20 protein-coding genes and 5 pseudogenes are annotated in these 23,437 nt (G+C 71.5%); 4 read left to right on the forward strand and 21 right to left on the reverse strand.

Annotated elements, in window-relative coordinates; genetic code table 11:
• Positions 1-195 precede the first annotated feature (195 nt).
• The 11 genes and pseudogenes from tatC to ACQEVS_RS06050 all read right to left on the reverse strand — a co-directional run bounded on the left by tatC (position 196) and on the right by ACQEVS_RS06050 (position 8,991).
• Complete coding sequence (tatC, locus tag ACQEVS_RS06000) at positions 196-1,161, reverse strand: twin-arginine translocase subunit TatC (protein ID WP_433016206.1); 966 nt, start codon at positions 1,159-1,161, stop codon at positions 196-198.
• Positions 1,162-1,224: 63 nt separating this feature from the next.
• On the reverse strand, positions 1,225-1,506 hold the full coding sequence (gene tatA / locus ACQEVS_RS06005; RefSeq protein ID WP_433027299.1) for a Sec-independent protein translocase subunit TatA: 282 nt from the start codon (positions 1,504-1,506) through the stop codon (positions 1,225-1,227).
• Between the two features lie 281 nt (positions 1,507-1,787).
• Entirely contained in the window at positions 1,788-2,003 is a 216-nt protein-coding gene (locus ACQEVS_RS06010; protein WP_433016209.1) for a hypothetical protein, read from the reverse strand.
• A gap of 90 nt (positions 2,004-2,093) precedes the next feature.
• Positions 2,094-2,339, reverse strand: coding sequence for a hypothetical protein (locus ACQEVS_RS06015; RefSeq protein ID WP_185944692.1), 246 nt, complete (start codon positions 2,337-2,339; stop codon positions 2,094-2,096).
• Between the two features lie 10 nt (positions 2,340-2,349).
• Positions 2,350-3,312 carry a helix-turn-helix transcriptional regulator gene (locus ACQEVS_RS06020; protein ID WP_433016213.1) on the reverse strand — a complete coding sequence of 321 codons (963 nt, stop codon included), beginning with the start codon at positions 3,310-3,312 and terminating at the stop codon, positions 2,350-2,352.
• A 126-nt stretch (positions 3,313-3,438) separates the two neighbouring features.
• A pseudogene (locus ACQEVS_RS06025) lies at positions 3,439-4,275 on the reverse strand (helix-turn-helix transcriptional regulator); the annotation flags it as partial.
• 114 nt (positions 4,276-4,389) lie between these two features.
• Positions 4,390-4,503, reverse strand: a pseudogene (locus tag ACQEVS_RS06030) (WYL domain-containing protein); the annotation flags it as partial.
• 126 nt (positions 4,504-4,629) lie between these two features.
• Entirely contained in the window at positions 4,630-5,004 is a 375-nt protein-coding gene (locus tag ACQEVS_RS06035; protein WP_433016216.1) for an FKBP-type peptidyl-prolyl cis-trans isomerase, read from the reverse strand.
• A gap of 81 nt (positions 5,005-5,085) precedes the next feature.
• Complete coding sequence (locus ACQEVS_RS06040) at positions 5,086-6,177, reverse strand: FKBP-type peptidyl-prolyl cis-trans isomerase (RefSeq protein WP_433016219.1); 1,092 nt, start codon at positions 6,175-6,177, stop codon at positions 5,086-5,088.
• A gap of 183 nt (positions 6,178-6,360) precedes the next feature.
• Positions 6,361-7,722 (reverse strand): Pup--protein ligase, encoded by a 1,362-nt coding sequence (gene pafA / locus ACQEVS_RS06045; RefSeq protein WP_433016222.1) that lies wholly within the window; start codon positions 7,720-7,722, stop codon positions 6,361-6,363.
• Between the two features lie 9 nt (positions 7,723-7,731).
• Positions 7,732-8,991, reverse strand: a complete 1,260-nt coding sequence (locus ACQEVS_RS06050; RefSeq protein WP_433027302.1) for an MFS transporter — start codon at positions 8,989-8,991, stop codon at positions 7,732-7,734.
• Between the two features lie 228 nt (positions 8,992-9,219).
• Between ACQEVS_RS06050 and ACQEVS_RS06055 the strand changes: the two are divergent.
• Positions 9,220-10,205, forward strand: a pseudogene (locus ACQEVS_RS06055) (LacI family DNA-binding transcriptional regulator).
• Positions 10,206-10,413: 208 nt separating this feature from the next.
• Here the strand turns inward: ACQEVS_RS06055 and prcA are convergent.
• From prcA to arc, 6 genes and pseudogenes are all read right to left on the reverse strand, one after another.
• Positions 10,414-11,166, reverse strand: a complete 753-nt coding sequence (gene prcA / locus ACQEVS_RS06060) for a proteasome subunit alpha (protein ID WP_433016225.1) — start codon at positions 11,164-11,166, stop codon at positions 10,414-10,416.
• A gap of 80 nt (positions 11,167-11,246) precedes the next feature.
• Positions 11,247-12,074 (reverse strand): annotated as a pseudogene (gene prcB / locus ACQEVS_RS06065) (proteasome subunit beta); the annotation flags it as partial.
• Positions 12,026-12,223 (reverse strand): annotated as a pseudogene (locus ACQEVS_RS06070) (endonuclease domain-containing protein); the annotation flags it as partial. The pseudogenes prcB and ACQEVS_RS06070, both read right to left, overlap by 49 nt.
• 154 nt (positions 12,224-12,377) lie before the next feature.
• Positions 12,378-12,596: a ubiquitin-like protein Pup gene (locus ACQEVS_RS06075; RefSeq protein WP_185944684.1), complete on the reverse strand. Its 219-nt coding sequence runs from the start codon at positions 12,594-12,596 to the stop codon at positions 12,378-12,380.
• Between the two features lie 149 nt (positions 12,597-12,745).
• Entirely contained in the window at positions 12,746-14,257 is a 1,512-nt protein-coding gene (gene dop / locus ACQEVS_RS06080; protein ID WP_433016229.1) for a depupylase/deamidase Dop, read from the reverse strand.
• 383 nt (positions 14,258-14,640) lie between these two features.
• On the reverse strand, positions 14,641-16,407 hold the full coding sequence (gene arc / locus ACQEVS_RS06085; RefSeq protein ID WP_433016232.1) for a proteasome ATPase: 1,767 nt from the start codon (positions 16,405-16,407) through the stop codon (positions 14,641-14,643).
• A gap of 322 nt (positions 16,408-16,729) precedes the next feature.
• Here arc and ACQEVS_RS06090 point away from each other — a divergent pair, with 322 nt between their 5' ends.
• A complete protein-coding gene (locus tag ACQEVS_RS06090; RefSeq protein ID WP_433027305.1) occupies positions 16,730-16,984 on the forward strand; it encodes a ferredoxin in 255 nt (84 codons plus the stop codon).
• Between the two features lie 4 nt (positions 16,985-16,988).
• Here the strand turns inward: ACQEVS_RS06090 and ACQEVS_RS06095 are convergent, their stop codons facing one another.
• From ACQEVS_RS06095 to ACQEVS_RS06105, 3 genes are all read right to left on the reverse strand, one after another.
• Positions 16,989-17,546: a hypothetical protein gene (locus ACQEVS_RS06095; RefSeq protein WP_433016235.1), complete on the reverse strand. Its 558-nt coding sequence runs from the start codon at positions 17,544-17,546 to the stop codon at positions 16,989-16,991.
• A gap of 152 nt (positions 17,547-17,698) precedes the next feature.
• On the reverse strand, positions 17,699-18,598 hold the full coding sequence (locus ACQEVS_RS06100; protein WP_185944680.1) for a tRNA (adenine-N1)-methyltransferase: 900 nt from the start codon (positions 18,596-18,598) through the stop codon (positions 17,699-17,701).
• Between the two features lie 68 nt (positions 18,599-18,666).
• Positions 18,667-19,917: a site-2 protease family protein gene (locus tag ACQEVS_RS06105; protein WP_433016238.1), complete on the reverse strand. Its 1,251-nt coding sequence runs from the start codon at positions 19,915-19,917 to the stop codon at positions 18,667-18,669.
• 130 nt (positions 19,918-20,047) lie between these two features.
• Between ACQEVS_RS06105 and ACQEVS_RS06110 the strand changes: the two genes are divergently transcribed.
• Together ACQEVS_RS06110 and ACQEVS_RS06115 are read left to right on the forward strand one after the other, a co-directional pair.
• A complete protein-coding gene (locus ACQEVS_RS06110) occupies positions 20,048-21,034 on the forward strand; it encodes a RecB family exonuclease (RefSeq protein WP_433016241.1) in 987 nt (328 codons plus the stop codon).
• A 48-nt stretch (positions 21,035-21,082) separates the two neighbouring features.
• The gene (locus tag ACQEVS_RS06115; RefSeq protein WP_185944677.1) at positions 21,083-21,754 is read left to right on the forward strand and encodes a response regulator; all 672 of its coding nucleotides are present in this window, start codon (positions 21,083-21,085) and stop codon (positions 21,752-21,754) included.
• Positions 21,755-21,835: 81 nt separating this feature from the next.
• Here the strand turns inward: ACQEVS_RS06115 and ACQEVS_RS06120 are convergent, their stop codons facing one another.
• Positions 21,836-23,431 (reverse strand): ABC transporter substrate-binding protein, encoded by a 1,596-nt coding sequence (locus tag ACQEVS_RS06120; protein ID WP_433016245.1) that lies wholly within the window; start codon positions 23,429-23,431, stop codon positions 21,836-21,838.
• Positions 23,432-23,437 lie beyond the last annotated feature (6 nt).

Raw genomic sequence — 23,437 nt, forward strand, 5'->3', positions numbered from 1 at the left:
GACCACCGGCAGAGCCCCCACCCGCGCCCCGGCCGCGCGCAGCACCCGGGCGGCCGGGGCCGCGCGGCACGGGCCCTGCGGCCCCGGCCGGCCGCGGGATTGGCGGAGAGGGTGACGTCGCTGGTCACGCGCGGACCTTACGGGAAGGGGCGGCAGCCGTATACCGGCTGCCGCCCCGAAGAACGCGAATCAGGATCAGGTGAAGTCGTCGAACCCGTTCCGCCGCACCGGCTGCCCGTTGTGCCCCTCACGCCCCGACCGGTCCAGAGCGGGCAACGGCTCCACATCGCCGACCGACTCCGGCGTCAGGTCCAGGGGCGCCGCCTCGTCGTCGTCGAGGAGACGGTCCGGGTTGGCCCTGCCCCTGCGCTTGTCGTTGAGCAGGGCGATGCCGACGGCGATGAAGTACAGCGCGACGATCGGGCCGGCCAGCATGAACATCGAGTACGGGTCGACGGTCGGCGTCGCCACGGCCGCGAAGATCGTGACGCCCATGATCATGCCGCGCCACCAGCCCAGCATCCGGCGACCGGTGAGAATCCCGCCGAAGTTGAGCAGCATGAGCAGCAGCGGCAATTCGAAGGAGAGACCGAAGACGATGATCAGCCGCATGATCAGGTCGAGGAGGTCGTCCAGCGGTACGAGGTTGGTGACCCCGTCCGGTGTGAACTCGATCAGCACCTCGGCGGCCGTGGGCATGATCGTGTACGCGAACCAGGCGCCCGCGGCGAAGAGCGGCACACCCGCCGCGACGAAGCTGAGCGCGTACTTCTTCTCGTGCCGGTGCAGCCCCGGGGCCAGGAAAGCCCAGAGCTGGTAGAGCCACACCGGGCTGGACAGGACCAGACCGGAGACCATGGCCACCTTCATCGACAGGGCGAAGGGCCCGGTCAGCCCCGACATCGTGAGGGTGCCGCACTTGGTCTTGGTGCCGGACTTGGTCTCCAGGAGCTCCTTGACGGAGACGTGGCAGCCGATGGACTGCTGAATCGGGTGCTGGAACACCTCGATGATCTCGCGGTAGTAAATGAACGAGACGATCGAGATGATCACGATCGCGATGACCGACTTCGCCAACCGGTTGCGCAGCTCACGAAGGTGCTCCGCGAGCGGCATCCGCCCCTCGGGGTCCTTCTCCTTCTTGCGGGCAGACTTGGGCAACCCACGTCCCTATCTCGTGCGGCAGGCGGTCGCCCGAGCGACCGCCCCAGTCGTCCTCGGTCGTCAGCGCTGCGTCGTGCGGTCGGCCGGCTCCTGGACCGGGCGCGAGGTCACGTCACCGGGGGCCGCCTTGATCGTACGCGGGGCCGCCGTCTGCTGGTCCGCGGGCTCGGCGGGCGCCGCGGCGTCCTTGCCCTCGGACTTCATCGCCTTGGCCTCGCTCTTGAGGATGCGGGCGGACTTGCCGAGGGCACGCGCCATGTCGGGGAGCTTCTTGGCGCCGAACAGGAGCACGACAACGACGAGAATAAGGATGATCTCGGGGGCCCCGATCCGTCCGAACAACATAAGCGTTTACCTTCTCACCGAAGCGGTTTAGGGGTGTGGAGCTGTGGACCGACGAGTCATCGACAAGTCGTTTTGTCCAGCAGTCGTACGGCAGCGATCGTAACGCGCAAGGATGAACGCCGGGCAATCCCCGCGCGTACTTCCCCGCCGTTCCCCCGCTGTTCCCGCGGGCGACCCTCCGCTTCGTCGGCTGGGTCACCCGCACCAGCGTACCGCCAGCGGTTCCGGCGTAGGAGACGGCCGTCGGCCGCTTCCGGGACGTTCGTGTGCGCCGGGTGTCACTCCGGGCGTGCGCCGTGCGCCATCCGCGCGGCCTCGGCGGCGAGCGGCGCGGCGGCCCGCTCCAGGTCCTCGGTCGCCCGGGTGATCCGCCGGGAGCTCTCCTCCACCTGCCGGGCCAGCCGGCGCACCTGCGCCAGGACGAGCGCGGCGAGCACGCCGAGCACGGCGATGCCGCAGAAGGAGAGGGCGACGGCGAGCATGGGGAAGAGCATGGGGACGAACCTACCGAAGGCGGAACGGCGGACGGGCACAGGGCCGCCCTCCGGCGGACACCGCCCGCCCCGTCACACCCAGCGCACCCGTCAGACCCGCGAGTGCAGCCGCAGCGTCCGCACGCCCCCGCCGGTCAGCAGCTGCACGATCCGCTCCCCCGCCGGTTTGCGTACCGAGGCGCCGCAGTCGGGGCAGGTGAAGGAGTAGAAGGTGGTGCGCCGGCTGCCGCCGATCGCCAGCCGGAAGGCGCCGGCCGCCAGCTCGAAGCTCCCCCGGCAGTCGGGGCAGGCGGCCTTGAAGACCGCGTCCGACAGCTCCCGCGCGTACCCGTTCACCGTTCCCACCTCACCCGCCGTACGCCGCGAGGGCTTCGCGCGCCGCGTCCCGGGCGCTCGCCGCCAGCTCCGGGGGCGAGACGATCCGGCCGTCCCGGCCCAGCCGCAGCGCCAGCCGGCGCAGCGAGGCGGGGTCGGGGGTGCGCAGGGTGATCCGCAGGCCGCCGCCGGGCAGTTCGTCGGCGCTGTCGTGCGGGTAGTACTCGGCCACCCAGCGCCCGCCGGGGCCCACCTCGACGACGACCTCGGGGTCCTCGGCCGCGGGCTGCACCAGCCCGGCCGACAGGTCGCGGGGCTCGACGGGCGGCGGGTCGGAGACCTCGTCCAGCAGCCGGATCTCGGCCACCCGGTCCAGCCGGAAGGTGCGCCGGGCCTCCGAGAGCCGGCACCACGCCTCCATATAGGTGTGGCCGACGGCGAACAGCCGGATCGGATCGACCTCGCGCTCGGTCAGCTCGTCGCGGGCCGGCGAGTAGTAGCGGACCCAGAGCCGGCGGCGCTCGGCGATGGCCCGGTCGACGTCGGCGAAGACGCCGCCCTCGGACTCGAAGGTGACCGAGAGCCGCGAGCTGGCGCCCGCCGTCTCCCCGGCCGCCGCCTCGATCTTGGCGGTGGCGCGGACCAGCGCCTGCCGGTCGCTCTCCCGCAGCCCGGGGAGGGTGGCGACGGCGCGGGCGGCCACCAGCAGGGCGGTGGCCTCGTCGGCGGCGAGCCGCAGCGGCTCGCCCGTGCTGGTGCCGGACGCGTCCGGGTTGTGCCACCAGATGCGGTCGCCGTCGGTGTCGATGTCCAGCAGGTCGCCGCCGCGGAAGCTGGTACCGCACATCGGCAGCACGTCGAGGTCGCCGATCAGCTCGTCCTCGGTGATGCCGAAGGCCCGGGCGACGTCGGCGACGCGGGCGCCGGGGCGCTCGCGCAGGTAGGTGACCAGCGACAGCATCCGCCGGGTCTGGTCGATGGCGTTTCCGGCCATGAGGGGTCGGTCCGTACCTTTCCGTTCACAGTCCGCTTGAACCTGCTCGAAGGTCCGCTCGGACCTGCTCGAAGTCCGCTGGTGTCCGAAGGGGTCCGCTCGCCGGGGCGCGCCGGCGGGCGCCCGTCAGCCCTCGGCCACGGCCCGCAGCCGGTCGAGGACGTCGGCCCGCAGGTCGCCCGGTTCCAGCACCACCACGTCCGGGCCGAACTCGACGAGCCAGGCGTCCAGCCCGTGCCCGTACGGGATCTCCAGTTCGTCCCAGCCGTCGCCCAGGTCGCGGCGGGACAGGGCCTTGGCGCGCAGCGGGTAGCCGTGCCCCGCCCGTACCTTGATCAGCGCGGTGCCGGTGGCCGTCTCGCCCGCCCAGCTCTCCACCGTCTCGCGGACGGTGACGTGGTCCGGGACCGGCGCCGTGAAGGGCAGCGCGCGCGACCGGACGCGGCCGGTGATGCGGGAGAGGCGGAAGACACGCTCCGCCTCGCGTTCGCGGTCCCAGCCCGCCAGGTACCAGTGGCCGCGCCAGCACTCCAGCGTCCACGGCTCGACGTGCCGCTGCTCGGGGCGGGCCGCGTTGGCCTTGCGGTAGTCGAAGACGACGGTCCTGCGGTCGCGCGCCGCCAGCATCAGCGGCTCGAACGCCGCCTCGTGCACGGGGATCCGTGTCTCCAGGGCGCCGCCCTCGTACGCGTCCTCGGCCAGCGGCATGCCGGCCGCGCGCAGCTTCTGCAGCGCACCGCTGGCGGCCGACGCCAGCCGCGCCTGCTGCCAGACCTTGGCGGCGAGGCCCAGCGCCGCGGACTCCTCGACGTCGAGGGTGATCGGGGGGAGGCGGTTGCTGTCCCGGCGGGCGAGGTAGCCGGTCTCGCCGTCGACGCCCTCGACCGTCTCGATGATCAGGCCCAGCTCGCGGAGGTCCTCCTTGTCCCGCTCGAACATGCGGTTGAAGGCGTCGTCGCTGCCGGTGCCGGCGGTACGGGAGGACGGGGAGGCGGTCGTCTCACCGTCGGGCGCGACGTCCGCACCGGAGGCCACCTCGCTCCCCGGCCCGAAAGCCATCGCGTTCCCCGGCCCGAAGGCCTCGATGTAAGCCTCGATCGACCCCCGCAGCTCCCGCTTGCTGAGCGGACGCCGCGTCCCCAGCAGGCACAGCGCCAGATTCATCAGCCGCTCGGCCTTGGCAATCGCCATCGACGCCCTCTCGCCCTCTTCTCATGTTCTTTCAACCGATGACCGTACCGCTCACGGGTCACCCGGCAAAAGCCGAGGGCCCGCGCAGTTCGCGCGGGCCCTCGGTCACGACCGGTCGGCGTCCGGTCAGACGGCGATCAGGTCGCAGACGAAGATCAGCGTCTCGCCCGGGGCGATCCGGCCGCCGCCCGCGCCGCGGTCGCCGTAGGCGAGGTGGGCGGGGATGGTCAGCCGGCGGCGGCCACCGACCTTCATGCCCTGGATGCCCTTGTCCCAGCCCTGGATGACCTGGCCGGCGCCGAGCTGGAACTCCAGGGGGTTGCCCCGGTTCCAGCTCGCGTCGAACTCCTCACCGGTGGAGTAGGCGACGCCCACGTAGTGGACCTTGACGAAGTCGCCGGCCTTGGCCACCGCGCCGTCGCCCTCCCAGAGCTCGACGATCTCCAGGTCGGACGGGGCCGGGCCCTCGGGGAAGTCGATCTCCGGCTTCTCGATGTTCACGTAAGTGCTCCTACGAACGGAATCTTCGGACAACCGTGCAAGTTTCGCAGATGAGCGGTCCGAACTCGTCCCGATGGCCGGTCAGACCTTGCCCACGATGTCCACGACGAAGACCAGCGGCGCATCGGCGGGGATGCCGCTGCCCGGCGGCGGGCTGCTGCCGTACGCCTGCTCGGCCGGGAGCACCAGCAGCACCCTGTCCCCCACGTGCTTGCCGACCAGGCCCTTGTCCCAGCCGGAGACGACCGACCCGGTGCCGATCTGGAAGGCGGTGGCGCCACCGTGGTCCCAGGACGAGTCGAACTTCTTCCCGCCGTCCCACAGCACGCCGGTGTACTGGGCGACCAGGCCGTCACCGGCCTTGACCTCCGGACCGTCGCCCTTGATCAGCACCTGCTCCTTGAGCTCCTTGGGCGCCTTCTCCCCCTTGGGCATGGTGATCTCGGCCGCCTTCCCGGACTCGGCCTTGACCTCCGGCATCCCCGAATCGGGCTTCGCCTGCTCGCCCTTGGCCTCCGCCTTGGCGTCGACCTTGCCGGTGCCCACGACGTCGAGGACCCAGACGAGCGTCTGGTCGGCGTTCTGCTGGACCTTGTCGCCGTACATCGACTTCAGCGTGCCCTCGGCCCACACCCGGGTGCCGACCTTGCGTCCCACCAGGGCGTCGGCGACCGCGTCCGGCACCTGGCCGCCGCCCTCGCCGCCGCCCACCCGCTGCACCAGCTCGCGGCGCGGCCCCTTGGTGTCCTGGCCCGGCTCGGGGTTCCAGGTGCCCTTGGCGGTGGTGCCCTCCTGGGTCGACTGCACCGCGAAGGCGAGCCGGGCGAACGCGCCCTTCTCCACCGTGGCGCCCTTGCCCTCGGTGATCGTGGTGATCCGCACCTTGTCCGGGCCCTTGGCGTCCTTCGGGGCGGTGATTTTCGGCTGCTCGCCGAAGGCGCCCGTCACCGTGATCTTCGAGCCGCCCTGCGCGGAGCCGGAGCTCGCCGACGCCTTGGAACTGCTCTCGGAGGACTTCTTGGAGCCGTCGTCGTCCGAGCCGCAGCCGGCGGCGGTCAGCAGCAGGACGGGCACGGCCAGGGCGGCGGCCAGACGGCGGGACGGGCGGGTGCCGCTCGCGGTCCTCGCGAGGCGACGGGATTGCGGGGTTCGTCCCGCGGTGAATCGCAGCATCGGTCCAACTCGGGCTAGGGGGCGGTGGCTCAACAGTGCCCGCCACTCTACGGCCTGAGTCCCGCCCGGCACCCCCGTCCGACACGGCGGTGCGCCGGACCGAGGGGCCCGGCGCACCGATGTCGCATGCGTTTCCCCGAATTCACGCTTTCCGGCCGTGTACTCGGCGGACAGCGCGTCCGCTCACATTCCGGCAATCAGCTTTTCCACCCGGTCGTCCACCGACCGGAAAGGGTCCTTGCACAACACCGTGCGCTGTGCCTGGTCGTTGAGCTTGAGATGGACCCAGTCGACGGTGAAGTCCCGCCGCTGTTCCTGCGCCCGGCGGATGAAATCGCCGCGCAGCCGCGCCCGGGTGGTCTGCGGCGGCACCGACTTGCCCTCGAAGATCTTGAGGTCGTTGCACACCCGCGCGGCCTGGCCGCGCCGCTCCAGCAGGTAGTACAGGCCCCGGCGGCGGTGGATGTCGTGGTAGGCCAGGTCTATCTGAGCGACCCTCGGATGGGACATGCTGATGTTGTTCTTCGCCCGGTAGCGCTCGATGAGCTGGTACTTCATCACCCAGTCGATCTCGGTGGAGATGCGGTCCAGGTCCTCGTCCCGGATCGCCTCCAGGGAGCGGCCCCACAGCTCCAGCACCCGTTCGACGATGCCCGTGCGGATGCCGCGCCGCTCGCAGAAGTCGACGGCCTTCTCGTAGTACTCCTGCTGGATCTCCAGGGCGGACGCCTCGCGCCCGCTGGCCAGGCGCACCTTGCGGCGGCCGGTGATGTCGTGGCTGACCTCGCGGATGGCCCGGATGGGGTTCTCCAGGGTGAGGTCGCGCATCACCGTGCCCGCCTCGATCATGCGGAGCACCAGGTCGGTGGCGCCGACCTTGAGCAGCATCGTGGTCTCCGACATGTTGGAGTCGCCCACGATGACGTGCAGCCTGCGGTACCGCTCGGCGTCGGCGTGCGGCTCGTCCCGGGTGTTGATGATCGGGCGCGAGCGGGTGGTGGCGGAGCTGACGCCCTCCCAGATGTGCTCCGCGCGCTGGCTGACGCAGTAGACCGCGCCGCGCGGCGTCTGCAGGACCTTTCCGGCCCCGCAGATCAGCTGACGGGTCACCAGGAAGGGGATGAGGATGTCCGCGAGACGGGAGAACTCCCCGTGTCTGGCCACGAGGTAGTTCTCGTGGCAGCCGTAGGAGTTCCCCGCGGAGTCGGTGTTGTTCTTGAAGAGGTAGACGTCGCCCGCGATCCCCTCCTCGTGCAGGCGGCGTTCGGCGTCGACGAGCAGTCCTTCGAGAATGCGCTCGCCCGCCTTGTCGTGGGTGACCAGTTCGATCACGTTGTCGCACTCTGGTGTCGCGTATTCCGGGTGCGAGCCCACATCGAGGTAGAGACGGGCGCCGTTGCGCAGGAAGACATTGCTGCTGCGGCCCCAGGAAACGACACGGCGGAAGAGGTACCGCGCCACTTCGTCAGGCGACAGTCGGCGCTGTCCCCTGAACGTGCACGTGACGCCGTACTCGTTCTCCAGCCCGAAAATGCGGCGGTCCATGCCTGAACACTACGCCTGATGCCCTGCGCTGAAACCGGGTTCGACGGCACCGTTCCGATCAGTTTCCGAACGCGCGACGACCGCCGACGCCTTCTCGGGCGCGGTCAGCGCCTTGCGCGCCGCCAGCAGGACGAGCGCCGCGGCGACCCCGCCGCCCGCCGCGACCGCGAACCCGGCCCGGGCACCGCCCGACTGCACCGCCGGGCCGACGATCGCCGTGCCGATGGACGCGCCGACACCGAACGAGGTGACCAGCCAGGAGAACGCCTCCGTGGCCGTGCCCGCCGGCGCGTGCCGGTCGACGACGACGAAGGCGCAGGCCAGCGCGGGCGCCAGGAAGACACCGGCGATCCCCGCCAGGACGGTCATCGGGACGACACCGGGGACCAGCAGCAGCGGCAGGTAGCAGACGGCCAGCGCGGCAATGATCACCCGCAGCCGCCCCTCCGGCGCACCGGCCCACTGCCGGCCGCCGTACACCACACCGCCGACCAGGGCGCCGGCGCTGAGCGCGGACAGCAGGTAGCTGGAGATCATCTGGTTGTCGTGCGCGTCGGCGTAGGCCACGGAGGCCACGGCTATGGAACCCAGCGCCGAGCCGACGAAGAAGAACGTGCCCAGGACGACCAGCAGTCCCCGGGAGCGCAGCGCGCCCAGCCAGTGCGCCTCGCGCGGCTCGCTGCGCCACTTCCGCGAGGGCGGGGAGCTGACCACGGCGAGCGCGCCGAGCACGCCCAGGGCGTTGATGACCAACAGCGCGGCGGCCTCGGACCACTCGCGGACGAACAGCATCACGATCAGCGGGCCGACCGCGTACATGACCTCCTGGGCCACGGCGTCCAGGGCGTAGGCCGCGTGGATGCGGTCCTCGCGCTTCAGGACGGACGGCCACAGCGCCCGCAGGCCGCCCTCCAGCGGCGGGGTGAAGAAGCCGGCGACGACCATGGCCGCGTAGGCGACGGGAAGCGGCTCCAGGCCGACGACCGCGAAGAGGACCATGCCCAGCGCGGACAGCACGGCCGAGGGCAGCATCACGCGCGGCTGGCCGTACAGGTCGACGGCCCGGCCGAGCAGCGGCTGGCCGAACGCGTTGGCCACGCCGTACGCGGCGGAGAGGGCTCCGGCGAGGGTGTAGCTGCCGCCCTCGGCGCGGGCGAAGAGGACGACCGCCAGCGCGGCGGTCGCGGTCGGCAGCCGGCCCACCAGGGTGCCGACCAACAACCGCGCGGCGTACCGCGTCCTGAGCATCTCGCCGTAGCCCGCCGCCATCATCTGCCTCTCTCGACCGACCGTGGGTCGGTTTTACGTATAACGTTGACGCGTTATACGTACCATGTCGGCAGCTCACGGGTCCAGCCGTGGGCGGGGCGGCGGAGAGGGGCGTCACCGATGGTGACGGACGGCGGCGAACAGACCACAGGCGGGGCACGCGGCGGGGGCCGCTGGCCGACGGTCCGCGGGACGCACGCGGCGCCCGCCCGGGCGACCAGCCGGGACGTGGCCCGCGCGGCCGGCGTCTCCCAGGCGACCGTCTCCCTCGTCATGGGCGACAAATGGCGCGGCCGGGTCTCCGAGGCCCGCGCCGAAGCGGTCCGCTCGGCCGCCCGCGAACTCGGCTACCGCCGCAACCTCGCCGCCCGCGACCTGCGCCTCGGCCGGACCAGGACCGTCCTGCTCGTCGTCCCCGCCCTCACCAACGAGTTCTTCGCCCGCGTCTACGCCGGGGCCGCCCGCGTCGCCGGCGAACAGGGCGTCGGCGTCCTCCTCTACCCCTCCCCGAGGGCATCGGCCCCGCCCGCGACCCCTTCGCCTCCGCCCGCGCGACCCTCGACGGCGTGATCGCCTCCTCGATGGCGGTCGACTCCCTGGCCGCCCTGCGGGCCGGCGGGCTGCCGGTGGTGATGCTGGACAGCGACCCGCGCAGCGCGGAGGCTGCCGCCACCGTCAACCCGGACATCGCCGACGGCATGCGGCAGGTCGCCGCGCACCTGTTGGCCCTCGGCCATCGGCGCTTCGCGCATCTGTCCGCCGACGTCGATTCCTGGACGTTTCGGGTTCGGGCCCGCGCGCTGGCCGAAGCGCTGCGGGACGTCCCCGACGCGCGCGTGGTCCGGACAGAGCCCGCCGCGCTCAATGTCGACGCGGGGCGGGCTGCGGCGGAGCGGGTCCTCTCCGGGCCGGGCCCTCGCCCGACCGCCCTCGTCTGCGACGACGACATGCTGGCCGCGGGCGCGTGCAAGGCCGCTCGGCGGCTGGGGTTGCGCGTTCCCGACGACGTCTCGGTCACCGGGTTCGCCGACCTGTCCCTGGCGACGGCCGTCGACCCGGAGCTGACGACGGTCCGGCTGCCTGCGGAGGCGGTGGGGGAAGCGGGGATGCGGGCGCTTGCCGCTGTCCTTGACGGGCGGCCCGACGGGGTGGCGCGGCTGCCGGTGTCCCTGGTCGCCCGCGACTCCAGCGGGCCGGCCGCGCGGGGCGCCTGACGGCGGGGGGTGCCCCGGTCCCTCCCTTTCACCGTTTCTTGCGGGGGCGAGCCCCCGCATCCCCGAGCGCGCCTGCGGCGCGCGTCCTCAAACGCCGGACGGGCTGGAAATCCAGCCCGTCCGGCGTTTGAGGACAAAGGGGGTCTGGGGGCTTGCCCCCAGGAATCGGCGAAGGGGAGGGACCGGGGCACAGCCCGCCGCAGGCGCCTCAGGAGCCGGCGTCCCCGCCGTCCTCGCTCTCCTCGGCGCCCCCGGCGCCCTCCGCGCCTTCGAGCAACCGCGTCAGCTGACTGCCAAGCAACCGCTTGAACTTCCGCTGCTGCGGCCGCGTCCGATCAAGCACCGCCACCTCAAGCTGCTCCGCGGTCAGCGTCCGCTCCCCCCCGTTCGTGTCCCGGGTGAGCGACTCCACAGCGAGCTTGAGCGCCTCGGCGAGGCTCATCCCATCCCGGTGCCGCTGCCCGAGGTAGCTGCTGATCTGGTCCGCGTTGCCGCCGACCGCGACCGAGCCGTGCTCGTCGACGATCGAACCGTCGTGCGGCAGCCGGTAGATCTGGTCGTCCTCGGGCCCGGCCCCGACCTCGGCGACGATCAGTTCGACCTCGTACGGCTTCTCGCCCGCGCTGGAGAAGATGGTGCCGAGGGTCTGGGCATAGACGTTGGCGAGGCCCCGGGCGGTGACGTCCTCGCGGTCGTAGGTGTAGCCGCGCAGGTCGGCGTAGCGGACGCCGCCGATGCGCAGGGTCTCGAACTCGTTGTACTTTCCGACGGCCGCGAACGCGATGCGGTCGTAGATCTCGCTGACCTTGTGCAGCGCGCGGGACGGGTTCTCGGCAACGAAGATCACGCCATCGTTGTACTGGAGGACCACGACGCTGCGGCCGCGCGCGATGCCCTTGCGGGCGTACTCGGCGCGGTCGGCCATGGCCTGCTGGGGAGAGACGTAGAACGGCGTCGACACCGGTTATCCGTCCCTTTCTGGTCTGTGGGGAGTGCGTACGGAGGACTCGGGACCGGGCGGCCCTCAGAGCAGCGGGGCCCGGGGCCGTCGGGCTCCTGGAGCCGCCGCTCGTGGATGGCCCGGACGGTCTCGGCCAGGTCGGCGTCGCCGAGCCTCCGGTACCCCTCGTCGGAGATGACGGTGACGATCGGGTAGATGCGGCGGGCGAGGTCGGGGCCGCCGGTCGCCGAGTCGTCGTCGGCCGCGTCGTACAGGGCCTGTACCACCAGTGTGGCGGCCTGCTCGGCGGAGAGGTCGTCCCGGTACAGCTTCTTCATCGCGCCCCGGGCGAAGAGCGAGCCGGAGCCGGTGGCCGCGTAGCCGTACTCCTCGGAGCGCCCGCCGGTCACGTCGTAGGAGAAGATCCGGCCCTTGCCGCGGTCCACGTCCCAGCCGGCGAACAGCGGCACCACGGCGAGGCCCTGCATGGCCATGCCGAGGTTGCTGCGGATCATGGTGGAGAGGCGGTTGGCCTTGCCCTCCAGGGAGAGCCGGGCGCCCTCGACCTTCTCGAAGTGCTCGAGCTCCAGCTGGAAGAGCTTGACCATCTCCACGGCGAGGCCGGCGGTGCCCGCGATGCCGACGGCCGAGTACTCGTCCGCCGGGAAGACCTTCTCAATGTCGCGCTGCGCGATGACGTTGCCCATGGTGGCCCGGCGGTCACCGGCCAGCACCACCCCGCCGGGGAAGGTCGCCGCGACGATGGTCGTGCCGTGCGGTGCCTCGACGGCGCCCATCACGGGCGGCAGCTGCCGGTTGCCGGGCAGCAGCTCGGGGGCGTGGTTCCCGAGGAAGTCCACGAACGAGGACGAGCCGGGAGTCAGGAAGGCAGCTGGTAGACGCCCAGTGCTACGAGGGTTGGCTTCCACACGTTTCCTTCCACGTATTCGGCGGCACGCCTCATGACGTCCGGCCGATCCTTGAACTGTCCTGGGGCGGCGCGACGGCCGGAGCACAGCACTCCCCGCACGGCGCCCATTTTGTGATCATGATCCACGTGCTCCGCCGGAGCGGCAAGGCCGCTCGAACGGACAACCCGCCGGCCCCCGGCGATCCGATGCCCACGGCGGCCGCTCGCGGTCCGTTTTCCTCGCACCGCGAGCAGCACTTCGTTACAGGCTCTGCGAACATCCGGCCCCCCGTGGGATTCGGCCTACGATCCGTAAGCCAAATCACTCCCCGCCCTTCTGAACGAAGCTTCGAACGAAATCCTCTGCGTTCTCCTCCAGGACGTCGTCAATCTCGTCCAGGACGGAGTCCACGTCGTCCGACAGCTTCTCGTGCCGCTCCTTGAGGTCCTCGGACGCCTGCGCCTCCTGCGCCTGCTCCTCGGTCTCCTCGGTGGAGCGCGTCGCCTTCTGCTGTCCGCCGCCGGTGTCCTTGGTCGCCATACCCCTCACCCCGCTCGGTTTCGACGTACACGTACTCAAGTCCTACAGATCAGACCCTACAAGCACGGTCCGACATCGGCCCCGTACTCCTGGGAACGTCCGGGGACCACCGTGATGATTCCCGTTCCTCCTCCTCCCCAGACCCCCGCTCAGCCCCCCGACAGCACCCGTACCAGCTCCTCCGCCGTGCGGCAGCGGTCCAGCAGCTCCTTGACGTGGTTGCGGGTGCCACGCAGGGGTTCCAGGGTGGGGACCCGCTGGAGCGAGTCCCGGCCGGGGAGGTCGAAGATCACCGAGTCCCAGGAGGCGGCCGCCACGTCGTCCGCGTACTGGTCGAGGCAGCGGCCCCGGAAGTACGCCCGGGTGTCCTCGGGCGGTGCCGTGCGGGCCCGCTCGACCTCCGTCTCGTCCAGCAGCCGCTTGATCCTGCCGCGCGCCGCCAGCCGGTTGTAGAGGCCCTTGTCGGGGCGGACGTCCGCGTACTGGAGGTCCACCAGGTGCAGCCGGGCCGCGTCCCAGTCCAGGCCGTCCCGGCGGCGGTAGCCCTCCAGGAGCTCCCGCTTGGCCACCCAGTCCAGCTCGCCGGCCAGGCTCATGGGGTCGCTCTCCAGCCGGCCCAGCACGTCCTCCCAGCGGGCCAGGACGTCCTTGGTCTGCTCGTCCGCGTCCGACCCGTACCGGTCCTCGACGTGTTTCCTGGCCAGCTCGCAGTACTCCATCTGGAGCTGGACGGCGGTGAGCGTCCGGCCGCTGCGCAGGGTGATCAGGCGGCGCAGCGAGGGGTCGTGGCTGACCCGGTGGAGGGTGCGGACGGGCTGGTCGACGGCGAAGTCCCCGGAGATGAAGCCGTCCTCGATCATGGACAGCACCAGGGAGGTGGTGCCCAGTTTGAGGTAGGTGGAGATCTCCGAGAGGTTGGCGTCGCCGATGATCACATGCAGCCGGCGGTACTTCTCGGCGTCGGCGTGGGGTTCGTCGCGGGTGTTGATGATGGGCCGTTTGAGGGTGGTCTCCAGTCCGACCTCGACCTCGAAGTAGTCGGCGCGCTGGCTGATCTGGAAGCCGTGTTCGCGGCCGTCCTGGCCGATGCCGACGCGTCCCGCGCCGGTGACGACCTGGCGGGAGACGAAGAAGGGGGTCAGGTGGCGCACGATGTCCGAGAAGGGGGTCTCCCGCTTCATCAGGTAGTTCTCGTGGGTGCCGTAGGACGCGCCCTTGTTGTCGGTGTTGTTCTTGTAGAGGTGGATGGGCTGCGCCCCCGGCAGCAGGCCCGCCCGCTCGGCGGCCTCCGCCATGATCCGTTCGCCGGCCTTGTCCCAGAGGACGGCGTCCCGCGGGTTGGTGATCTCCGGGGAGCTGTACTCGGGGTGGGCGTGGTCGACGTACAGCCGGGCGCCGTTGGTGAGGATCACGTTGGCCAGGCCGATGTCCTCGTCGGTGAGCTGGCTGGCGTCGGCGGCCTCCCGGGCGAGGTCGAAGCCCCGGGCGTCCCGCAGCGGATTCTCCTCCTCGAAGTCCCAGCGGGCACGGCGTGCCCGGTGCATCGCCGCCGCGTACGCGTTGACGACCTGGGACGAGGTGAGCATGGCATTGGCGTTCGGGTGACCGGGGACGGAGATCCCGTACTCCGTCTCGATGCCCATTACTCGCCGTACGGTCATGCGGCCCTCCTTGCCCGGCGGCGCCCCCTGGTGGGGTCGCCGCTCAAGTACCGCTGCGCATCCGGTCCGTGTGCGTCCCCCACGCGCGTCGCGGTGGTACCGCAGAGCCTAGAACGGCTTTGCGGCCCTGGGGAGATCATTCCAGTCATTGCCCGGGTTCGTGCCGTACCGGACCCGTCGCTCGTGCCGTACCGGACCCGTCGCTCGTGCCGTACCGGGCCCGTCGCTCGTGCCGTACGGGCCCGCCGCGCCCGCTGCCGGCCGCGTCCCCCGGGGTCCGTGAACGCGTCCGGCCGCGGACGGACCGTTCCGGCCCGGTCCCGCGCCGTGGGGGCGGGAGCCGGGGGATCCGGGGGACGGCCGGCCGCGGCCGGACGGCGGTGTTACAGGTACTGACCGGTGTTGGCCACCGTGTCGATGGAGCGGCCGGTGTCCGCGCCCTGCTTGCCGGTGACGAGGGTGCGGATGAAGACGATCCGCTCGCCCTTCTTGCCGGAGATGCGGGCCCAGTCGTCCGGGTTGGTGGTGTTGGGCAGGTCCTCGTTCTCCTTGAACTCGTCGACGCAGGCGGCGAGCAGGTGGGAGACGCGCAGGCCCTTCTGGTTGTGGTCGAGGAACGCCTTGATCGCCATCTTCTTGGCGCGGTCCACGATGTTCTGGATCATCGCTCCGGAGTTGAAGTCCTTGAAGTAGAGGACCTCCTTGTCACCGTTGGCGTAGGTGACCTCCAGGAAGCGGTTCTCCTCGGACTCGGCGTACATCTGCTCCACGACCGACTGGATCATGCCGTCGACCGTCGCCCCGGCGTCCCCGCCGTGCTCGGCGAGGTCGTCCGCGTGCAGCGGCAGCGTGCGGGTCAGGTACTTGGAGAAGATGTCCTTGGCCGCCTCGGCGTCCGGCCGCTCGATCTTGATCTTCACGTCGAGCCGGCCGGGGCGGAGGATCGCCGGGTCGATCATGTCCTCGCGGTTGGAGGCGCCGATGACGATGACGTTCTCCAGGCCCTCCACGCCGTCGATCTCGGAGAGCAGCTGCGGGACGATGGTGTTCTCCACGTCCGAGCTGACGCCGGAGCCGCGGGTGCGGAACAGCGAGTCCATCTCGTCGAAGAAGACGATCACCGGCGTGCCCTCGCTGGCCTTCTCGCGGGCGCGCTGGAAGATCAGGCGGATGTGCCGCTCGGTCTCGCCGACGTACTTGTTGAGCAGCTCGGGGCCCTTGATGTTGAGGAAGAAGCTCTTCCCCGCGGGCTTCCCGGTGACCTCCGCGACCTTCTTGGCAAGGGAGTTGGCCACCGCCTTGGCGATGAGCGTCTTGCCGCAGCCGGGCGGGCCGTACAGCAGGACGCCCTTGGGGGGCCGGAGTTCGTGCTCCTTGAAGAGGTCGGGGTAGAGATAGGGGAGCTCGACCGCGTCGCGGATGAGCTCGATCTGGTTCCCCAGGCCGCCGATCTTCGTGTAGTCGATGTCGGGGACCTCTTCGAGGACGAGCTCCTCGACCTCGCTCTTGGGGATGACCTCGTAGACGTAGCCGGAGCGGGATTCGAGCAACAGGGCGTCGCCGGGGCGGATGGTGACGTCCAGCAGCGGCTCGGCGAGCCTCACCACCCGCTCCTCGTCGGTGTGCCCGATGACCAGGGCCCGTTCGCCGTCCTCCAGGATCTCCTTGAGGGTGACGATGTCCCCGGCCCGCTCGAACGCCATGGCCTCGACCACGTTGAGCGCCTCGTTGAGCATGACCTCCTGGCCGGGCCGGAGCTCGTCGGGGTCGATGCCCGGGCTGACGTTGACCCGGAGCTTGCGGCCACCGGTGAAGATGTCCACCGTGCCGTCGTCGTTGGCCTGCAGGAAGACGCCGAAGCCGGCCGGCGGCTGCGCGAGCCGGTCGACCTCCTCCTTGAGGGCCACGATCTGGTCGCGGGCCTCGCGGAGGGTGTTGGCGAGCCGCTCGTTCTGGGCGGACACCCCGGCCAGGTTGGTCTGGAGCTCGACGATCCGCTCTTCGAGAATCCTCGTGTGCCGCGGAGAGTCGGCGAGCTTGCGGCGCAGGACGGCGATCTCCTGCTCAAGGTAGGCAACCTGGCCGGCGGGGTCGTCTGAGCCCCGTCCCGGCCGGATGCCGCGGTTCATGTCGTCGTCGTGGGCTGCCACGGTCCTCACCTCCTCCAAGGGGAGCTGGACGCTTCCAGACCCTACCTGGGCCGGTGCAGGTTGAAACCCCTAGATCACAAACCCGGCTGGAGTGTGTCCGATCTTCACCCTTGCGCACGTCCTCACGACTGGGGAATACCCACCCATCAACATCGGAAAGCGAGCGGTTGTATCGTCGAGTCGGTCAACACCCGTCAGTGCTGGCTCCAATTGATTCACGTAAGCAGGAAACGGCAGGCGAGATGACCGTCCGGAACGAAGACCGCGCGACCGTCACCGAGGACCCGGCGGCCGGGGCCCCGAGGACGCCCTCGAGGTCTGGATCGACCAGGAGCTGTGTACGGGGGACGGCATCTGCGTGCAGTACGCCCCCGAGGTCTTCGAGCTCGACATCGACGGTCTGGCGTATGTGAAGAGCGCCGACGACGAGCTGCTGCAGGAGCCGGGCGCCACCACGCCCGTTCCGCTGCCGCTGCTCACCGACGTCCGGGACTCGGCCAAGGAGTGCCCGGGCGACTGCATCCATGTGCGACGCGTCTCGGACAAGGTCGAGGTCTACGGGCCGGACGCCGGGTGACGGGTCAGGCGCGGGCCGTGACGGACCGTGCCGTCGGCGCGAACTGGCCGTCGCGCCACCGCCATTCGACCGGCCTGCGCAGGTCCGGGCAGCAGCGCGGCACGTTCCGCGCGGAGTAGCCGAGCAGAGTGGCCGAAATCGTGTCCCCCGTCACCCTGAACCGGTCGACGTTCATCCGCCGGGCGGGGTCGACGAGGGTGGCGGCCACGCGCGGCGGCGCGCCCGTGCCCTTGCCGGCCGTCAGGACGTAGACGCCGTCGGGCGGAGTGCCCGCGCCCGCCCGGCAGCGGACCACGGCCACCGTCTCGGGCCGCCCGTCCCCGTCCGGGTCGGCGACGGCCTTCTCCCGCACCTCGACGCCCACCGGGCCGCAGTCGAGCGGGTAGCGGGCGGCGGCCGGGTCGGGTGCGGCGGCGGCCGGCGCGGAGGGCGCGTCCCCCGCCGTGGCGTCGGCCGGGCCGAGGAGCACGGCGCCGGTCAGCACGGCGGCCAGCGCCAGGGCGGTCAGCAGCCAGTGGACGGGCCTCGGGTGGGTGTGCGGAAGTCCGGCCGGGGGCTGCACGCGCGCCGCTCCTTCGAAGAGACTGCGAAGAGACTGTGACGAGAGCCGCATCGTCGCACACCGGCCCGGCGGGCGGAACGGCGCCCCGCCCCCAACGCGCGGAAGCCGCCCCCGAGTTCGTCGGGGGCGGCTTCCGTGCCGGTGAGAAAGGCTCAGGCTTCGGCGGTCTGGCCGCCGGGCCCGGTGTAATCCTCGCCGTAGGCGCCCTTCGCCGGACGGCGGCGGCGCATCGGCGGCTCCACGCCGTCCGCGAGGCGGCGGGCCGTGAGGAGGAAGCCGGTGTGCCCGATCATGCGGTGGTCGGGGCGGACGGCCAGGCCCTCGACGTGCCAGGTGCGGACCATGGTCTCCCAGGCCGACGGCTCGGCGAAGCAGCCGATCTCGCGGATGGACTCGACGGTCCGCGCGAGCTGGGTGGTGGTCGCCACGTAGCAGCAGAGGATGCCGCCGGGGACGAGCGCCTTGCGCACGGCCTCCAGGCACTCCCAGGGGGCGAGCATGTCCAGGATGACGCGGTCGACGTCGGTGTCGGACAGGTTGTCCTGGAGGTCGCCGACGGTGAGCTGCCAGGCCGGGTGCGGTCCGCCGAAGTAGCGCTCCACGTTCTTCGTGGCGATCTCGGCGAAGTCGGCGCGGCGCTCGTAGGAGTGCAGCATGCCCTGGTCGCCGATGGCGCGCAGCAGGAAGCTGCTCAGCGAGCCGGAGCCGACGCCGGCCTCCACGACGCGGGCGCCGGGGAAGATGTCGGCCATCGCCAGGATCTGCCCCGCGTCCTTGGGGTAGACCACGGCGGCTCCGCGCGGCATGGACAGGACGTAGTCGGGGAGCAGGGGGCGCAGCGCGAGGTAGGCGACGTTTCCCGTGGTACGGACAACACTGCCCTCGGGAGCACCGATCAGCTCGTCGTGCGGGAAGGCACCCTTGTGGGTGTGGAACTGCTTCCCGGCTTCGAGCGTGAAGGTGTAGTGGCGTCCCTTGGGGTCGGTGAGCTGGACCTGGTCCCCGACCTGGAAGGGCCCGCGACGGCGGGCGGCACCGGTCGGTTCGGACATGTGACCAGCCTACCGGGCGCCGGACGGGACCGGGACCACGGGCCCTGGGCCCCGCCCCGGGCCGGGGCTCAGGAGGCCGGCGTGCGGGCCATGGCGGCGACGAAGGCCCGTTCGACGTCGGCGGTGGAGAGGACGCCGTAGACCTCGCCGGTCTCCTCGACGACCAGGTACTCGGTGGCGGGGGTCTGCCGGAGGGCCTCCAGGAGCTCCTCGCCGGAGAGCTCGGCGGAGACGCGCATGCCGTCGTGGATGTCCTGGGCGAGGCTGTCCACGGTGACCCAGGGCCGGCGGTGGACGGGGATGCCGACGATGGCGGACTCGCGGACCAGGGCGGTGGGGGCGCCGGACGCGTCGACGACGACCAGGGCGCGGGCGCCTTCCTCGTTGGCCCTCCGCAGCGCCTCGGAGAGCGGGGTGGTGGGAGCGACGGGGACGGCGCGCCGGGTGAGGGTGCGGGCGCGGAGGCCCGGGAGCCGCTCGCGGAGGCGGGCCATGCGGAGGCTGTTCCCGGCGCCCGTCCAGATGATCGCGGCGAGGATGGCGGCGAGCAGGGCGTCGGTGAGGGAGTCGACGCTGCCGAAGCTGTCGGCGCGGTACGCCTGGGTGAGCAGCGGGAGCCCGACGAGGACGCTGACGGCGAGCGCGCGGCCGACCCAGGCGGCGGCGACGGTGCCGGCCATGGGCCGGCCGGTGATCTTCCAGACGACCGCGCGGAGCATCCGCCCGCCGTCCAGCGGGAGGCCGGGCAGCAGGTTGAAGACGGCCACCAGGAGGTTGGAGACCATGAGCCCGGCGAGGAGGACGCCGGGGACGGTGTCGGGTTCGACGGCCTGCATGCCGACCCAGAAGACGCCGGCCAGGACCAGGGAGAGCAGGGGGCCGACGAAGGCGAGGACGAACTCCCGGCCGGGGGTCTCGCTCTCCTTCTCGATCTCGGAGACGCCGCCGAAGAACTGGAGCTGGATGCGCCGGACCGGGAGGCGGAAGCGGAGGGCGGCGACCGTGTGGGCCAGTTCGTGGACCAGGACGGAGGCGTAGAAGGCGACGGCGAAGAAGAGGGACACCAGGTAGCGGGCCCGGCCGAGTTCGGGCAGGACGCGGTCGAGCTGGCCGCCGAAGACCCAGGTGATCAGGGCGGCGACCAGGAACCAGCTGGGGGCGACGTAGACGGGGACGCCGAACGGACGGCCCATGAGGATCCCGCCGCCGCTCTCGCGCGGGCGCCGTGGCCCGCGGTGGTGGTCCCCGGGCTCCCCGGGCTGCCCGGCCTGGTGGTCGGCGCCCCCGCTGCCGGACCCGCCCTGCCCGCTGTTCTCCACGGTTTCCCCTCGTCGGTGCTGCTGCCGCACCCGCCCGGTGCGCGCGCCCTGCCACGATCATGCACGTGCGGGAGCTCTGCCGTCGATGGTATGCCGCGGAATGTCCGTGGGGGGCCGTAGGGTCTCTGCCATGGACACCGCTCTCGACGACACCGCCCGGGGCCCGGCCGGAGGGGCCGCCTCCCCGGCGGCCCCGCTCCCCGAGCCCGTACGGCAGGCGCCGGAGGCCCCCGGGACGGCCTCCGGCCTGGGGGCCGCCGCCCGGCCGGCCTCGCTGTCGCCCTCGCGTGCGGCCGATTTCATGCGGTGCCCGCTGCTCTACCGGTTCCGGGTGATCGACCGGCTGCCGGAGAAGCCCAGCCCGGCGGCCACCCGCGGCACGGTGGTGCACGCCGTGCTGGAGCGCCTCTTCGACGCCCCGGCGGCGGACCGCACCCCGGACCGGGCGCGGGCGCTGCTGCCCGGCGAGTGGGACAAGCTGCTGGCGGCGCGGCCGGAGCTGGCGGAGCTGTTCACGGGCGAGGACGGGACGCACGAGCCGGAGCGGCTGGCCCGCTGGCTGGCGGAGGCGGAGGCGCTGGTCGAGCGGTGGTTCTCGCTGGAGGATCCGACGCGGCTGGAGCCGGCCGAGCGCGAGCTGTTCGTGGAGACGACGCTGGACTCGGGGCTGGTGCTGCGCGGCATCGTCGACCGGGTGGACGTGGCGCCGACGGGCGAGGTGCGGATCGTCGACTACAAGACCGGCAAGGCGCCGGCCCCGCGGTACCGGGGGGACGCGCTGTTCCAGATGACGTTCTACGCGCTGGTGATCCGGCGGCTGCGCGGGGTGGTGCCGCGCCGCCTCCAGCTCGTCTACCTGGGCAGCGGGGACGTGCTGACGTACGACCCGACGGAGGAGGAGCTGCTGGCCGTCGAGCGGAAGCTGCGCGCACTGTGGGAGGCCATCGCGCTGGCCACCGAGACGGGCGACTGGCGGCCCCGGCCGACGAAGCTCTGCGGCTGGTGCGACCACCAGGCGCTGTGCCCGGAGTTCGGGGGCACTCCCCCGCCGTATCCGCTGCCGGTACTGCCCGTGCCGCGCGTCCCGGAGGCGGGGGCCGGGCCTGCCGGGGTCTGACGCGTCCGCTCAGGGCAGAATGGACCCGGTCTAACAAAGGAGTTCCCTGTGGCGATCCGTGTCCTGCTCGTCGACGACCAGCCCCTGCTGCGCACGGGCTTCCGCATGATCCTCGAGGCCGAGCAGGACATCGCGGTGGTCGGGGAGGCCGGTGACGGCCTGCAGGCGCTGGACCAGGTCCGGGCGCTCCAGCCGGACGTGGTGCTGATGGACATCCGGATGCCCCGGATGGACGGCGTCGAGGCGACGCGGCAGATCACCGGCCCGGACCGGAAGGGCCCGGCGAAGGTGCTGGTGCTCACCACGTTCGACCTGGACGAGTACGTGGTGGAGGCGCTGCGGGCGGGCGCGAGCGGGTTCCTGCTGAAGGACGCCCCGGCCCATGAGCTGGTGCAGGCGATCCGGGTGGTGGCGGGCGGCGAGGCGATGCTGGCGCCGAGCATCACGCGGCGGCTGCTGGACAAGTACGCCGGGCACCTGCCGTCGGGCGAGGAGCCGCTGCCGGACACGCTGAGCACGCTGACCGACCGTGAGGTGGAGGTGCTCAAGCTGGTGGCCCGCGGGCTGTCGAACGCGGAGATCGCGGCGGATCTGTTCGTCAGCGAGACGACGGTCAAGACGCATGTCGGCCATGTGCTCACCAAGCTGGGGCTGCGCGACCGGGTGCAGGCGGCGGTCTACGCGTACGAGAGCGGGCTGGTGCGGCCGGGCGCGCAGTAGTCGCGACGGGCGGGCGCCTACGAGCAGACGACGAAGGGCCCGCCGGAACGATCCGGCGGGCCCTCGGTGTCTCACCCGGCGTCAGCCCTTGTCGGCCTTGGCGATCTCCCAGAAGCGGAAGACGGTGGAGGCGTCCAGGGTCCACTGGAGGCCGGTGATCCGGTCATTGGCGACGGCGTACTGCTTGCCCTGCCAGAGCGGCAGCACCGGGACGTCCTGGGCGACGGTCGACTGGAGCTTGGCGAAGTCGCCGACGGTCGCGGTACGGCTGCCCTGGGCTGCGGTCGCCGGGAGGATCCGGTCGGCTATCTCCTTGGACTCGTAGTGGTTGGCGAGTTCGTTGTCCTCGCCGAAGAAGGGCGCGGTGAAGTTGTCCGGGTCCGGGTAGTCGGGGACCCAGCCCTTCACGTAGACAGCGTACTTGCCGGCCTCGATGCCCTTCTCGTACTCGGGGAAGGGGGCGGTGCGCACGTCCGCGTCGAACAGGCCGCTGGCGTTGAGCTGTTTGGCGATGGCGTTGAGCTCCGGGACGGTGCCGGGGCCGTAGCGGATCGGCGTGCCCCAGAGGGTCAGCTTGACCTTGCCCTTGATGCCGGCGGAGGTCAGCGCCTCCTTGGCCTTCTCGGGCTGCGGGTGCTCGCCGTAGAGGTCGAAGAACGGCGTCCGGTGGCCGGTGATGCCGCTCGGGACGACGGAGTACAGCGGCTCGGCGGTGCGCTTGTAGACGTCGCGGACGAGCGCAGTGCGGTCGACGAGGTAGGCGACGGCACGGCGGACGGCGAGCTTGCCGGCCATCGTGTCCTTGGTGTTGAACACCAGGTGCTGGACCTCGGCGCTGGTGCCCTGGACGACCTTGAGGCCCTTGCCCGCGGTGCCGGCGGCCTCCAGGGAGGAGATGTCCTCGGTGGCCAGGCCACGGTAGGCGAGGTCGACGTCGCCCTTCTGCAGCGCGGTCTTCAGGGCGTCCTGCTCGCCGTGGAAGAACTTGAGGGTCATGCCCTTGTTCTGGACGGTCGCGGGGCCCTTGTAGCCGCCGTTGACCTTGAAGACGGCCTTGTCCTTGCCGTAGGAGTCCAGCGTGTAGACGCCCGAGCCGACGGCCTTGCCGTCGGTCCGGAGCTTGTCCGTCGCGTACTCCCGGTGGTCCACGATGGAGCCGGCGCCGGAGGCGATCTTCAGCGGGAAGGTGGCGTCGGGGCGCTTGAGGCGGAAGACCACGGTCTTCTTGTCCGGCGTCCTGATGTCCTTGATCGTGGACAGCATGGCCGACGCGGGACCGGACTTGTCGTTGATCTTCAGGGTGCGCCGGAAGGAGAAGGCGACGTCCTCGGAGGTGAGGTCGTGCCCGTTGCTGAACTTCAGGCCGCTGTTGAGCGTGCACTCGTAGACGGTGCTCGCCTGGTCCTTGAAGCCGCACTTCCGGGCGGCGTCGGGCTGCGGCACGTTGCTGCCCTTGGGGAAGCTCAGCAGCGACTGGAAGACGTTGTTGAACAGGATCCAGGAACCGGGGTCGTAACCCGCGGCCGGGTCCACGGCGACGACCTCGTCGGACATCCCCATGACCACCGACTCACCGGTGCCCGCCGCCTTGCCGTCCTCCGAACCGCACCCGCTCAGCAGGGCGGCGGCGAGCCCCGCGCCGAGCGGGGCGGCAAGCCACTGGTCACGTTTCCTCACGTGCAC

This window comes from Streptomyces sp. CA-181903 (assembly GCF_050937075.1).
Classification (GTDB): Bacteria; Actinomycetota; Actinomycetes; order Streptomycetales; family Streptomycetaceae; genus Streptomyces.

What these genes read in the sequence shown, in the direction of transcription:
- ACQEVS_RS06010 (WP_433016209.1), bottom strand. Translation starts at nt 2,003, where the DNA reads ATGCTCTTCCCCATGCTCGCCGTCGCCCTCTCCTTCTGCGGCATCGCC.
- ACQEVS_RS06020 (WP_433016213.1), bottom strand. Translation starts at nt 3,312, where the DNA reads ATGGCCGGAAACGCCATCGACCAGACCCGGCGGATGCTGTCGCTGGTC.
- ACQEVS_RS06040 (WP_433016219.1), bottom strand. Translation starts at nt 6,177, where the DNA reads ATGCTGCGATTCACCGCGGGACGAACCCCGCAATCCCGTCGCCTCGCG.
- pafA (WP_433016222.1), bottom strand. Translation starts at nt 7,722, where the DNA reads ATGGACCGCCGCATTTTCGGGCTGGAGAACGAGTACGGCGTCACGTGC.
- ACQEVS_RS06050 (WP_433027302.1), bottom strand. Translation starts at nt 8,991, where the DNA reads ATGGCGGCGGGCTACGGCGAGATGCTCAGGACGCGGTACGCCGCGCGG.
- ACQEVS_RS06075 (WP_185944684.1), bottom strand. Translation starts at nt 12,596, where the DNA reads ATGGCGACCAAGGACACCGGCGGCGGACAGCAGAAGGCGACGCGCTCC.
- dop (WP_433016229.1), bottom strand. Translation starts at nt 14,257, where the DNA reads ATGACCGTACGGCGAGTAATGGGCATCGAGACGGAGTACGGGATCTCC.
- ACQEVS_RS06100 (WP_185944680.1), bottom strand. Translation starts at nt 18,598, where the DNA reads ATGTCCGAACCGACCGGTGCCGCCCGCCGTCGCGGGCCCTTCCAGGTC.
- ACQEVS_RS06110 (WP_433016241.1), top strand. Translation starts at nt 20,048, where the DNA reads ATGGACACCGCTCTCGACGACACCGCCCGGGGCCCGGCCGGAGGGGCC.